We start from the raw sequence: 12599 nt of genomic DNA, 5'->3' as shown, positions 1-12599 counted from the left end.
CGGGTGCGCTGACCACAATCCCCGGCGCCCGGGCAATGGCCGGCTCTCGCTGTTGCGTTGCACGGCGGAGGCTTGCCGATGGCGCGCCATAAACCCCAACCCCTGAAGCAGGGCGATCTCGACGGCCTTTGTGGCGTCTACGCGATCATCAATTCGATCCGATTGGCGCTTGGCGAAGCCGAAAGACCTTTTCGACGACCGGATTGGGAGGAACTCTTCTACAGCCTCCTAGGCTCGCTCGACGATGATCAGCGAACACTAGGCGCGGTCGCCTCGGGTATAGGCACAAAACCATTCGCCAAACTCATTCGAACCGCTGTCGACCATATGCGCGACGACTACGAGATCGCCTTGACAATCGCTCGGCTGTTTCCTCCCGGTTCAAAACCAAAAAGCCGGGAGGCGATCCGCGCCATCAAACATGCGACGGCCAATGGCACGCCGGTGATCGCCTGCTTCTCCGGCAAGCTGAACCACTGGAGTGTCGTCAACAAAATCGGTGCATCGAACATGTCGCTGTTCGACAGCAGCACTCACCGGCGCATTCGGCTGGCCAACGTGCGAATGGCCTATGAGCCGAGCAAGTCGCCACCGCAGTACATCTTGCAGCACAGCGGGTTATGGTGCGTCGCGCTCAACGGGGACGGCGAGCCATAGCCCTACTCCCCTCTTCATGGCGCGCTCTGATGATCAGAGCAAGATTGCAGCCGGCAAGTACGCAAACGTCTTCGACGATGACAAACATCGCAGCCCGACTGCAATTTGCGTGTTCGGGCGTGCGTACCCATCAACAAAATCAGTTGTGAGAAAGGACCATCCCGATGCCGATAGAAGGCGACGAACAACCCAAAAGCGCTGCAAACAAGAACGAGGTTGTCGGCGATCTGCCAAAGGATCCCTACCGGGCAGCAGCCACGGCCGCGGGCTGGCGAGAGGGCGGTGGCTACATATTCGACGGCGCCGTATTCGACAGCTGGAAGGAAGCGGTGAGTTGGTCGGGTGATGACGGCCGCGACGAACGCGAGCGATCGAGCAACCTCTACGACACCTGGAAGCAATGCTGCGAGGCGGAAGATATCGAGATCGTCGCGACGTAGTTGGCCCGGAAACAAATCGGCAGCCAGGCTGCCTGCAATCCCCCCGTCGCGCGTACAGCACTTCACGTCGAGCACGACGCTGGGACAGTTCCTGGTCGTGCTCGCAGCCAAATTGCGACGGTCATTGCGATTGCACTCGACCACGGCTTCTGGGCCAACTCGTGACATAAACGGTGAAATACAACGAGTAGAGGCAATCGCCATAGGATGACGTCGACCGCCCTTCTACACCACCTTGGGTTGCATACGTCACCGAGCTATGGTGTGACTATCGTCGGGGTCCTGCCGCGTCATCGCATCGCGGGATCGTCCAAAAAATGGAGTGCAAGCCATGACTACAAACATCGACGATGCCGTCCGCCATGCCGCAAACCTGCTTGCCTTCACGCGCCACCGCGGCCGCGAACAAGGGGCTTCAGAACCTTCGTTTCTCGACCAGGCCATTGAGCGTCACGACACAGCCGTCCTCTATCGATCGCTGATGGATGGCTTCAGCTATCAAGGCATTTCGGATGCCGTCGCCCAGAACTTCGTCGCAAAACACGGCAACTCCGAATGGTCCGAAATCCAACGAATGCTCGAGCACTCCGGGGCCGAGCGCTGCCCGAAGCTGGAGAGCTTTCACAGCTTCTCGGCATGCGGATACCGCAAATCGTCACATATCTGCGCCAACATGGCCACCCTCCCCTCATGTCCGGTCCCCACGCTCCCGCTCAGGAAAGGCGTCCTTAACCAACAAGCCTTTGCCCTCTACCTGCTCATTCGCGACATCTGTGGTGGTGACCTGGTCCAGTACATCGATCAGATTCTGGCCATTGCCAAATGTGAACCGGATCCGGTGACGACAGGGCGGGAGGCACTCCTAGCGCTGTTCACCAGCATCACCGGCGTTTCACGAAAGCTAGCAAGCATGATGCTGGCAACTATCCTGCTGGCCGCCAGCAACAGCCGACAGGACTGGACGTCTGTCGGCAGCTCGATGGTCGCCATCGACTCACTCGTTCACAATCACTTGCATCGGACCGGCATTTTGAGGGTCTATTGCGCCGAGCACCGGTATGGCGAACACTGCGCCGGCAACCAGGGCTGCGAACGCATCGTTCGGGATCTCGCAGCGAGACTTGGCTGTTCGACGTCGAGTGCCAACGCCATGTCACCCCGTCAGCTCCAGCATGCGATTTGGCGCTTCTGTGCCGGGAGCGAGCTGAACATCTGTAACGGCAATCGCATGGACGACAAAGCGCCCTGTCGGCAGATACATTGCCCCGTAGGCCATGGCTGCGCGCGCATGGTTTTGAAACCATTGTTGTCGGATTCGACTTCGTCTTTCGGACCCCTCGCAGCTGGGTCATGATCTTTAACTTCCAACTCGTGCCAGGAGCGGCCCCGAAAACCGACCTACTAGCCGCGTTCCGTTGTCGGCGTGGCCATTAAGAGGTCGGACGCTGAAACGTCTAATTCGCGAGCCAGTCGATCGACCACATCGATACCTGCCGCATATTGGCAGCGCTCAAGCGCGCTGATGTAGGTGCGATCGATGCCGGCACGATGCGCGAGTTCCTCCTGGGAAAGACCCGCAGCTTTGCGATAACGGCGCAGGTTGTTGGCCAGAATCTGACGTATCTCCATGGACACGAGAAACCGACATTGTAGAGTATTCCACCACGGAGTATTCTCGACATCGCTTATCCCGCGTGGCTTTTAGCGCTCCCGCGTTGTGAGCCGGTTTGATGTGTCGCAGCGCGCCAGCCATCGATCGAAAGCACTCTTGATCGCAGTTAATTGAATCAGTCGCCAGCGTGGCGAAGGCCTTCGCATTCCAACACGTCACAGAGACGGGAGAAATGATGATCTGGGTAAGAGTAATTGTCGCCCTAATTGCTGGTCGCGACACCTTTACAAGGGCGTAGCTATGCGCAGGCCGGCATCTCGCCGGAATTGTTGCAGAGCCACCCCCTCATGATGGAGCTCATTACGCTCTACACTTACATCGGCGCCGCCCAAGAATGCAGCAGAAATGAGTTGGCGTTTTCTCCGGACAATGTTGCCACGCTACTCCGCGCCTTCGGGTCGTCGACCGTAGACATTCCCGACAGGATCAAAAATCAGGCGTGGACAGTGGCGAAGAAGCTCACTGCCGAGAACCCGCCAATTGCGAGTTTCGAGGCCTGTACTGCCCTGAAGCTAAGCCTGAGCTACGGCGATCCGGAGTTGTTCGAAAACGATCGCCAGCTCGAACTAGGGCCTCTGGAAAAGGCCCCTTTCTAAAGATCTCATCCGAAACACGAGCCTATGGAGACGGCTATGGCCGAATGGTACTATTCGAAGGATGACAAGCCACAGGGCCCTGTACCAGCAGACGCAATCAAGGCCATGGTCAATAGCGGATATCTGTCCACCGACACTTTGGTCTGGATGCCCAAATTCGGCACGCAGTGGAGATCCCTGGGGGAGACAGCATTGGTTTCGGACCACCCGGGTGATGTGCTGACCCCGCCGCCAATTCTTCGTCGAAGCCAGGAAACATCGTCCGGTGTCTCCATTGGGCCACAAACGAGGGAGGGACGCGATGACGCGATAACCCTTTCTGACGAGGAGCCGCCGGTTTATGCGATAACTCTTGCTCTCTCGCCGATCGCGATGGTCGTCTCTGACATCGCCTTCCTTGCCGCTGGATACGCCCCGTACGAGGGGTCGCTTTGGCGCTTGAGTAGCATTGCGTTCGTGCTCGGACAGATAATCCTTGCCGCCTTAGACACTTCAGCGTTGGATCGAGGCGGATTGAACCCACGCAAGCGACGCATCGTGCCGTTCGTACTGTTGACCCCGATAGCCTATTTTTGGCGCCGTCGTCACCCAAGGGACATACTTCTATCTGTGGTTGTTTCTCGCCTGCGTAGCCATTCAGGCAATCTACGGCTTCACCTTCGCCTTTCCTGAAATTGCCGACGATGTGCGACCGTTTTAGCAGACCGTCGTGACGGCTCGGGAATTAGAAGCGACCGGTGTACGTGTAGTTACCGAAAGGGTTACCGCAGCTGACAAACGGTCCCATTTCTGAGCAATTGTAGAACCAGATGCATCAGTCCAGATGCGGATTTCCGCCGTTCCCTTGAGGCTGTTCGGGCTTACATTTGGGGCTACTTACCCCAAGCGCTTGGCTGATACGGGATGCAATTTACCGATCAATCACCGGGTCCGTTTTGCGCCCTCATTTCAGACGCTGCGGCAATTCTCGCCTGCGCCCAGGAGCGGACATTGCTGACGTCAGTCCTAGCGTCCGCTACGGGCCTGTAAGTCGGTCGCGATGCGATCTGAATGTTCAAAGCGGGCATTCGGATCTCAGTTGCTAATGAGCCAGATACGCCATGTTCAGAAGCTCGCAGTTGCTTCAAGGCGAGCGTCTCTCCGCATATGCGAGCGATCGACCGCCGTGCCACTATCCAGCGGCCGCGGGAGGAACTCGCACGCAGATGCTGCTGCTTACAATCCATGGTCTCCACATAATCTTCTAAGCAGAGCCCCCCGTGACAGGCAAAGTCGGCGAATAGGTGCCGTATTTCGTCCCGTTGCGAGCAGCCGCCAGTTCGCGCGCCATCTCCACGAACGCTCTATGCGCCGCCGATGGATTGCGTCGACCCGGGTAATAAATGCAAAGCTCGTTGGAGGGTGGCATCCATTCTTGCAGAACGCTGACCAGACGCCCTGCGTCAATGTCGTCGCGCACGTCGCGCTCTATGACGTATCCGAGGGCCACGCCTTCGAGCACCGCACCACGCGTGAGGCTCGCCTCATCGAGCGTCATCGGTCCGTTCACATCGATCAGCAGCGGTTCCCCATCCTTCTCGAAGCGCCAGCGCAACAGCGCGCCGTTCGGCAGCCGGACACGGACACAGCGATGTTGGAGAAGATCAGTAGGCGTTGTAGGCGTACCGTGCTGCCTGAAGTAGTCGGGCGAGCCGATGACCACATTTCTCTGCGGCCGACCCAGCGAGATCGCGATCATGTCGCTTGGGACCAGATCGGCGCGGCGTACGCCCATGTCGAAGCCTTCCGCGACGATGTCCACTAGCCGTCCTTCCGTGACCAGATCGATATGGACCTGCGGGTAACGCCTGATGAACTCCAGCAGCAGGGGAGAAAGGATTTCTCGCGCGGCGGTCGCGTAAGAATTGATGCGGAGCGTTCCCGTCGGCACGGCTTGTTTTGAGCGCGCCGCGTCCATTGCGCCGTGGATCTCCTGCAAGGCAGGGCCGACGCTTTCCACGAACAGGCGTCCAGCATCCGAGAGGGACACGCTGCGCGTGGTCCGATTGAACAGGCGAACACCAAGGTGGGCCTCCAGCTTGCCGACCGCGTTGCTCAGGGCAGTCGTCGACATTCCCAGCTCAAGTGCCGCGGCGCGGAAGGAGGATTTGCGGGCGACGGCGACGACAGCCTCGAGATCTTGCAAACCCGGCCTGACCATTGTCCCTCTTTTCGCAATCCGACATCCCTCTTTATCCCAATTATCGGCACAGCGGAATACGCCTACTTGTGGACCGGTAAGTTCCTCGAGGAGATGAGACATGCAATTGCCCCAAGCGATACAGGCCTATTTCGAAGCGGATCGAGACAACAATTGTGAGGCTTTGCTGGACTGCTTCGCAGCGAATGCCGCTGTCCATGACGAGGGCCGCGCCCACTCCGGCCACCATGCCATCAGCGGCTGGTGGGAATGGGCGAAGGCCAGGTATCGGCACGTCGCCGAGCCACTCGAAGCAGTGTCCGACGAGCATGGGACCAAGGTTATCGCCCAGGTCACCGGCGCGTTTCCCGGCAGCCCCGCCAATCTCACCTACGTGTTCCACCTCGCGGGCGACAAGATCGCGGCGCTGGAGATCGGCGCATGAGCGACTTCCTCAACCTTGCAGGCAAGCGCGCCCTGATCACGTCAGGGACGAAGGGCGCCGGGGCCGCAACCGTCGACCTGTTCCACAAGCTCGGCGCGCGCGTGCTGACGACGGCCCGCTCTGTCCCCACAAACTCCTCGGCGGATTTTTTCGTGGCTGCCGACCTGACCACCAGCAAAGGCTGCTCCACGGTCGCCGAGGCCACCAGGGAGCAGTTGGGCGGCCTCGACATCATCGTCCACATGCTCGGCGGTTCTTCGGCGCCGGCGGGCGGGTTCTCGGCGCTGGGCGACAGCGATTGGCACAAGGAACTCGACCTCAACCTGTTCCCCGCCGTGAGGCTCGACCGCGAACTCGTACCGGGACTGATCGCGCAGGGAAGCGGTGTTGTGATCCACGTCTCCTCAATCCAGAGGCTGCTGCCTCTGCCGGAGGCCACGACGGCCTACGCCGCAGCGAAGGCGGCGCTGTCGACCTACAGCAAGAGCCTCTCGAAGGAAGTGTCGCCGAAAGGCGTGCGTGTCGTTCGCGTATCGCCCGGCTGGATAGAAACCGAGGCCTCCGTCAAGCTAGCCCAACGCCTCGCGGACGAGGCAGGCACCGACGTCGAAGGCGGCAAGAAGATCATCATGGCAGCGCTTGGTGGAATCCCTCTCGGCCGCCCTTCCAGCCCCGACGAAATCGCCAATCTCGTTGGCTTTCTGGCCTCCGATCGCGCCGCTTCGATCACAGGCGCGGAATATGTCATCGACGGAGGGACGGTGCCTACAGTGTAGGGAAGCGGCACGAGTCTGCCGGCTCAGGCCATGCTGCTCCAGGCGCCAGTATGTCCATAGATGGCGTCGCGCAGGCCCCTGACATCGCGGTTGATCTGGTTGAGATGCGCGGGGCTTTGTCCGGAGGACGAAAGCAGGGCGTCGGCAAGGCAGCCCGCGCGGGATCTGAGTTCGCGTCCCGTATCAGTCAGCGCGACCACGACCTGTCTCTCGTTCGCGGGGTTTCTTGTTCGGCGCAACAGGCCTGCCGTTTCCAGGCGTTTGAGCAAGGGTGTCAGGGTGCTCGATTCCAGAGCGAGCCTTTCGGCGATGTTGCCGACGGTCAGCTCGTCCTCGCGCCAGAGGACATTGAGCACGAGATATTGGGGATAGGTCAGCCCGAGATCGTCCAGCAGTGGCTTGTACACGCGCTGGATCGCCATACCGGCCGAGTAGATCGCGTAACAAAGCTGGTCGTCCAGCGGCACCGGGTTGTTGGGTTTTTTAGCGGGCATGGCGGCTCTCCTTCGACTCCATATAGCCCACCCAATCGCAAAAAAGAATATCGCGATAAAGATTATGCTGGACAGACGTCATCGCAACGCATAGGAGACAGATATTGCGATAAATGTTATCGCGCCTAGCGAAAGGAATACGAACATGACCACGAAGACGACGAACCTCCTTGCAGCGACCGCGATGGTGGTCATGGCTGCAGCTTCCGCTCACTCAGCCGAAAAAATCCCAGACAAACAGCCCGTTCGGAACGTGGTGCTTGTGCATGGCGCCTTCGCTGATGGCTCGGGCTGGCGCGGCGTCTATGACGAACTGACAGGTCGCGGCTATCGTGTGTCGGTCGTCCAGAACCCGCTGACCTCGCTTGCGGACGATGTCGCCGCAACCAAACGCATCCTGGACCGTCAGGAAGGTCCCGCGATCCTCGTCGGACATTCCTGGGGCGGCACCGTCATAACCGAAGCTGGCACTCATCCGAGTGTCGAGGGGTTGGTCTACGTTTCGGCATTGTCTCCGGATGCCGGAGAGACGACAGCGCAGCAGTATGAGGGCTACCAGACCCCGCCCGAATTTGTCCTGGAGACCACCCCGGACGGCTTTGGCTTCGTGGAACCCCAGAAATTCAAGGTCGGCTTCGCCAACGACACGACGGACGCGGATGCCGCTTTCATGCGGGACTCCCAGGTGCCGATCAACATGTCCGCCTTCGCGACAAAGCTCGAGCATGCCGCCTGGCGGAGCAAGCCGAGTTGGGCGGTGATCGCCGCCGACGACAAGGCTTTCGACCAACGCATGCTGCAAGCAATGGCGAAGCGCATCGGAGCGACGGTTACCGAGGTCGCCGCAAGCCACGCCGTCTTCATGACGCAGCCGAAAGTCGTCGCGGACGTGATCGACGGCGCTGCTCGCGAGCGGTCCATCGGGTTGCGATAGTTCGTCCGCACCCGGCGGACAACATACCAGGATCGACGAGACAATTGCCTTCGCCGTGCCGGATTTCTCGCGGGCAATCCGGCACGCCGGCTGATCATTCATTGCAAGAAAAGGCCAAAATCAATGGCAAGCACTTCCTTCACCGACGAGAGCAAAGACTTCTACAGGCGTGCGCGCAACAACCAGGCGCAACTGACGGCCAATCTCAAGCCGACCTACGACTTTATCGTTTGCGGCGCCGGCTCGTCAGGGTCCGTGATTGCCCGCCGCCTTGCCGAGAATGCCGCGTGCGACGTGCTCCTGATCGAAGCAGGAGGGCATGACGAGGCCGAAGCCGTGCTCGACCCGAGCCAGTGGCCCGCCAATCTCGGCAGCGAGCGCGACTGGGGATTCCAAGCGGAGCCCAATCCCCATCTCAATGGACGTGCACTCTCGATGTCCATGGGCAAGGGGCTCGGGGGAGGCTCCAGCGTCAACGTCATGGTATGGGCACGCGGCCACCGCGGCGACTGGGATCACTTCGCCGAAGTATCCGGCGATCCGGGCTGGGGCTACGAGTCCGTGCTCGACATCTATCGCCGGATCGAGAATTGGCAAGGCGCGCCTGACCCGCACTATCGCGGTACGTCAGGACCGGTGTGGGTCCAGCCTCCGTGCGATCCGAGCCCTCTTGCCGGAGCTATGCTCGACGCCGCCGAGGAACTTGGCATCCCGCGGTTCGACAGCCCGAACGGCCGGATGATGGAAAGCGCCGGCGGCGCCGCCTACAGCGACATGCTCGTCCGTGATGGGAGGCGCCACTCGCTCTACCGGGCCTATGTCCAGCCTTGGACGGATCGGCCCAATCTCACAGTCTTGACCGAAACGTCGGTTCGCCGGATCCTGTTCGACGGGCGCCGCGCCGTGGGCGTGGAGATCGATCGCGGCGGCGCGATTTTGTCGATTGTCGCAAGCACTGAGATCGTCCTCTCCACGGGCGCGATCAATACCCCAAAGGTGCTCATGCTGTCGGGTCTTGGCGATTGCAGCGAGCTTGAACGCCACGGCATTCCGCTCATGCAGCACCTTCCCGGCGTAGGCTACAATCTGCAGGACCACGTGTCGTTCGGCTGCACCTGGGAGCATCGCGAGCCTATGCCTCCGCGCAACAACGGCAGCGAGGCGACGCTCTATTGGAAAAGCCGGCCGGAGCTTGATGCTCCGGACCTGCTGTTCTGCCAGGTGGAGTTTCCAGTACCGAGCGAGCGCACGGCCGCGCGGGGCGTCCCTGCGCACGGGTGGACGATGTTTGCCGGGCTCGCGCACCCGACGAGCCGTGGCCGGGTCCGGCTGAAGACGGCGGACCCTTCGGATACACCCCTTGTCGATGCCCACATGATGTCGACCTGGGCGGACAAGGACGCTGCCAGAGCCTGCGTCAAACTCTGCCGCGAACTCGGCAGCGCCAAGGCGTTCCGGCCCTACGTAAAACGCGAGGTCATTCCTGGCGCGGGCAGCAAGGCAGACGACAATTTCATTCGCGATGCGGCGGTCACCTACTGGCATCAGTGCGGCACCGCGAGGATGGGTCTCGATGAGATGTCGGTTGTCGACGCCACGCTTGCAGTTCACGGGGTAAAGGGCCTGCGCGTGGCGGACGGCTCGATCCTGCCGAGGGTGACAACTGGCAACACACAGGCACCCTGCGCGGTCATCGGGGAGCGGGCAGCACAAATGCTGCGGCGCATGTATGGCCTTTAGGGCTGTCCGCGTCCAGGCGCAGACGAGCGAGATAGCTGCCCCTCCCTACCTACGAGTGCAACGAATGTCTGAGACCTTTATCCCGCGAATTCAAGAGTTAGCTAAATCCACACGGATGCAGGCGCTTGTCGGTGCTTCCATCAGGCTGCGCTCCGGCCCTCCAGTAGCTCCGGACATTCGAGAGCAGATTGATCTTGGTGCAAAGATGGCTCTCGGGGATGTCGTGGATGGAACCGATAAGGTGCAGGCGTCACTTGCCTTGGCCATGGTCGAGATGGCTCTGAGCGAGGCCGGCGAACTTTTTCACAATCCGGAGCGGGGATCAAACTGGGAGATTTTTGATCCCGCTGCGATGCAGGTCATGGGTCGCGCTTCCAAAAGCGTCTTCACACGCATCAATGCCATCGCCGACGTGCACCCGAAGATGCGTGAAGCGTTCCAGGGCACATTTCTGGATGTCGGCACCGGGGTTGCTGGGATTGCGCTCGAAGCGGCCAGGACTTGCCCCAATATCAGGGTTGACGGGATCGACATCTGGGAACCGGCGCTGGAACTCGCCAAGCAAAACGTCGCCGAGAGCCCTTACGCGGATCGCGTGAGTGTGCGTAACCTCGACGTTTCAAGGCTGGACGAGTACGACAGGTACTCGTTGGCTTGGCTGCCGACAATGTTCCTGAAGCGCCCAATCGTCGAGGCTGCCCTTGATCGCGCGCGCCTCGGTCAGCAATGCCTATCTCGTCGCTGGCGTCTATACCCATCCAGAGGACCCTTTTTTGGCGTTCATGGCCAATCTGAGAACACTTCGAAGCGGTGGCGAAATAAGCGATCCGGCCGACATCAAGGCGATGATGGAAGCCCAAGGATATGTCGAAGTCGAGATGAGCGCGACGCCGCTTGCAACTTTCGTCTTCGGAATGCTCCCTTGAGATTGTTCAGACATGCTACCCTAACGTCATGCTGCAATCGGGGCCGGGGGCGATTGACAGGTCCGGGCGATGTAGTGTTCCCAGATTTCGGGAGTGAGGCCTCAATTGTGCGCTACGGGCGTAGGGGCGCACCTCCTACTGCCGCAACCGAATCCGACGCACTATCGCTTGACGTCCTTGAAGGGGTGGAGGCCGTGTGAAAACTCGGCGCTCAGCGAAGTTCTGAGAAGGTCATTCCCGATTATCCCCAGTGCAGGAACGGCATGCTGCCTATGCGCTGCCAAAGCCATTCACAGAGGATAGAATTCTACGGGTTGTGCGATGGGTCGAGTTTTCACACAGCCTCGGGGTCGTGAGCTGACTAGGCAGACCTTTCCTGATAGCCGTGGATCCAGAATGGCAGTTTTATTACTGCCAAGGTTTCTCAAAAGCGGACCCTCCGGACACGGCCCCGAAGCTGCCAGTCAGCAACGCGCCCAACGTCGGCCGGTGGCCGGGTGGCGACCGCATCCTGAAAGCAGATGAGGTGGATGGCTCCCGCTCCCGGCATCTGAGTGCCAAATTGGGTTTGCTATCAGGCAACCCGAATAAAGGAGCCATCCGCCATGCAGGTTACCACCGTGGGCCTCGATCTGGCCAAGCGTGTTTTTCAAGTTCATGCCGTTGACGCGTCTGGAGACGTTGTTGTGCGCAAAGCACTGCGGCGATCGCAAGTTCTGCCGTTCTTCACCAAGTTGCCGCCCTCTCTGATCGGCATGGAGGCGTGCGGGACATCGCATCATTGGGCTCGAGAGCTGACAAAGCTGGGCCATGAGGTCCGCATGATGCCGCCAGCCTACGTGAAGCCTTATGTGAAGCGCGGCAAGAACGATGCGGTGGACGCGGAGGCGATCTGCGAAGCCGTGACACGCCCGACCATGCGGTTCGTGGCCATGAAGTCTGCCGAGCAGCACGCCGCCTTGTCGCTTCACCGCACGCGCAATCTTCTGGTCAAGCAGCGCACGCAACTGGTCAACATGATCCGAGGCCTGCTGGCCGAGTTCGGCATCGACATACCTGAAGGTTTGTTGCGGGCGCTTGGGCTGGCACGGCAGATCGCAGCGAAGGAAACGACACCAGCTGTGCCGCCGATGGCGATGCAAATTCTAGGCCTCCTGTGCGGACAGGTTCTCGAAACCCATGTCCGTTTGCAGGCGATCGACCGTTCGATCCTTGCCCTGCAAAGAACTGACGAAGTGGCACGGCGTCTATCGAACATTCCTGGCATTGGCCCGGTCGGTGCAACAGCACTGGCTGCATCGGTCGCCAATCCTGCACAGTTCCGTTCAGGTAGAGAGTTTGCTGCCTGGCTGGGGCTCACACCCTCGCAAAACTCGAGTGGTGGTAAGGACCGGCTCGGCCGCATCACCAAGATGGGTGATCGGTATCTGAGAAAGCTCCTGGTGATTGGCGCCACCTCTCTGATCCGCCGAGCGAGGCATAAGCCCGAGGCGGCGGATCCGCGCCTCCTAGCATTGCTTGCCCGCAAACCGGCGCGCGTGGCGAGTGTAGCCATGGCCAACAAAATGGCCCGCGTCGTCTGGGCGGTCATGGCCCGCGGCGAGACGTATCAAGCTCGCCACGCCCCGGTCTCTGCAGCGTAAAGCTGCGACAGAGATGAAACCTTGAAGAAAAATCCAGTTCGAGCCGGTCGGCCGGCTCCATGAGGTTGTGAGAGCGAAGCGATGTGATGGCGAAACC

General features: G+C 60.2%; 15 protein-coding genes. 11 read left to right on the top strand and 4 right to left on the bottom strand.

The annotated features are described in order from the left end of the window. Nucleotides 1-72 precede the first annotated feature (72 nt). The 3 genes from ABMA59_RS27610 (at nt 73) to ABMA59_RS27600 (ending at nt 2451) form a co-directional block, all read left to right on the top strand. Nucleotides 73-657: a hypothetical protein gene (locus ABMA59_RS27610; protein WP_349008585.1), complete on the top strand. Its 585-nt coding sequence runs from the start codon at nt 73-75 to the stop codon at nt 655-657. 164 nt (nt 658-821) lie between these two features. Beyond that, on the top strand, nt 822-1097 hold the full coding sequence (locus ABMA59_RS27605; RefSeq protein ID WP_349008584.1) for a hypothetical protein: 276 nt from the start codon (nt 822-824) through the stop codon (nt 1095-1097). Between the two features lie 331 nt (nt 1098-1428). Continuing rightward, nucleotides 1429-2451 carry a hypothetical protein gene (locus ABMA59_RS27600; RefSeq protein ID WP_349008583.1) on the top strand — a complete coding sequence of 341 codons (1023 nt, stop codon included), beginning with the start codon at nt 1429-1431 and terminating at the stop codon, nt 2449-2451. Between the two features lie 47 nt (nt 2452-2498). Here ABMA59_RS27600 and ABMA59_RS27595 read toward each other — a convergent pair whose 3' ends face one another. After that, nucleotides 2499-2726, bottom strand: coding sequence for a helix-turn-helix domain-containing protein (locus ABMA59_RS27595; RefSeq protein ID WP_349008582.1), 228 nt, complete (start codon nt 2724-2726; stop codon nt 2499-2501). A 249-nt stretch (nt 2727-2975) separates the two neighbouring features. Between ABMA59_RS27595 and ABMA59_RS27590 the strand changes: the two genes are divergently transcribed. Together ABMA59_RS27590 and ABMA59_RS27585 are read left to right on the top strand one after the other, a co-directional pair. After that, nucleotides 2976-3365 carry a hypothetical protein gene (locus tag ABMA59_RS27590; protein WP_349008581.1) on the top strand — a complete coding sequence of 130 codons (390 nt, stop codon included), beginning with the start codon at nt 2976-2978 and terminating at the stop codon, nt 3363-3365. A gap of 36 nt (nt 3366-3401) precedes the next feature. Then, nucleotides 3402-4037, top strand: coding sequence for a DUF4339 domain-containing protein (locus ABMA59_RS27585; protein WP_349008580.1), 636 nt, complete (start codon nt 3402-3404; stop codon nt 4035-4037). A gap of 571 nt (nt 4038-4608) precedes the next feature. Here ABMA59_RS27585 and ABMA59_RS27580 read toward each other — a convergent pair. Continuing rightward, nucleotides 4609-5565, bottom strand: coding sequence for a LysR family transcriptional regulator (locus tag ABMA59_RS27580; protein ID WP_349008579.1), 957 nt, complete (start codon nt 5563-5565; stop codon nt 4609-4611). A gap of 100 nt (nt 5566-5665) precedes the next feature. Here ABMA59_RS27580 and ABMA59_RS27575 point away from each other — a divergent pair, with 100 nt between their 5' ends. Next, entirely contained in the window at nt 5666-5989 is a 324-nt protein-coding gene (locus ABMA59_RS27575; protein ID WP_349008578.1) for a nuclear transport factor 2 family protein, read from the top strand. Then, the gene (locus tag ABMA59_RS27570) at nt 5986-6765 is read left to right on the top strand and encodes an SDR family oxidoreductase (protein ID WP_349008577.1); all 780 of its coding nucleotides are present in this window, start codon (nt 5986-5988) and stop codon (nt 6763-6765) included. The genes ABMA59_RS27575 and ABMA59_RS27570 overlap by 4 nt, the downstream gene beginning before the upstream one ends. A 23-nt stretch (nt 6766-6788) precedes the next feature. On the opposite strand, the gene ABMA59_RS27565 is transcribed toward ABMA59_RS27570, so the two are convergent. Next, on the bottom strand, nt 6789-7259 hold the full coding sequence (locus ABMA59_RS27565) for a MarR family winged helix-turn-helix transcriptional regulator (protein ID WP_349008576.1): 471 nt from the start codon (nt 7257-7259) through the stop codon (nt 6789-6791). Between the two features lie 145 nt (nt 7260-7404). On the opposite strand from ABMA59_RS27565, the gene ABMA59_RS27560 reads away from it, so the two are divergent. Both ABMA59_RS27560 and ABMA59_RS27555 read left to right on the top strand, forming a co-directional pair. Then, nucleotides 7405-8193, top strand: coding sequence for an alpha/beta fold hydrolase (locus ABMA59_RS27560; RefSeq protein ID WP_349008575.1), 789 nt, complete (start codon nt 7405-7407; stop codon nt 8191-8193). A gap of 123 nt (nt 8194-8316) precedes the next feature. Next, complete coding sequence (locus ABMA59_RS27555) at nt 8317-9933, top strand: GMC family oxidoreductase (RefSeq protein WP_349008574.1); 1617 nt, start codon at nt 8317-8319, stop codon at nt 9931-9933. Nucleotides 9934-10255: 322 nt separating this feature from the next. On the opposite strand, the gene ABMA59_RS27550 is transcribed toward ABMA59_RS27555, so the two are convergent. Further along, nucleotides 10256-10498 carry a hypothetical protein gene (locus ABMA59_RS27550; protein WP_349008573.1) on the bottom strand — a complete coding sequence of 81 codons (243 nt, stop codon included), beginning with the start codon at nt 10496-10498 and terminating at the stop codon, nt 10256-10258. Here ABMA59_RS27550 and ABMA59_RS37310 point away from each other — a divergent pair. Together ABMA59_RS37310 and ABMA59_RS27540 are read left to right on the top strand one after the other, a co-directional pair. Next, on the top strand, nt 10385-11059 hold the full coding sequence (locus ABMA59_RS37310; RefSeq protein ID WP_425475994.1) for a methyltransferase domain-containing protein: 675 nt from the start codon (nt 10385-10387) through the stop codon (nt 11057-11059). The genes ABMA59_RS27550 and ABMA59_RS37310 overlap by 114 nt on opposite strands. A gap of 405 nt (nt 11060-11464) precedes the next feature. Beyond that, the gene (locus tag ABMA59_RS27540) at nt 11465-12502 is read left to right on the top strand and encodes an IS110 family RNA-guided transposase (RefSeq protein WP_349008571.1); all 1038 of its coding nucleotides are present in this window, start codon (nt 11465-11467) and stop codon (nt 12500-12502) included. The last annotated feature ends 97 nt before the right edge of the window (nt 12503-12599 follow it).

Source organism: Mesorhizobium yinganensis (assembly GCF_040081985.1).
Classification (GTDB): domain Bacteria; phylum Pseudomonadota; class Alphaproteobacteria; order Rhizobiales; family Rhizobiaceae; genus Kumtagia; species Kumtagia yinganensis.
Note: the sequence above shows the minus strand (reverse complement) of the source record. Positions and strands in the feature narration are given on the sequence as shown.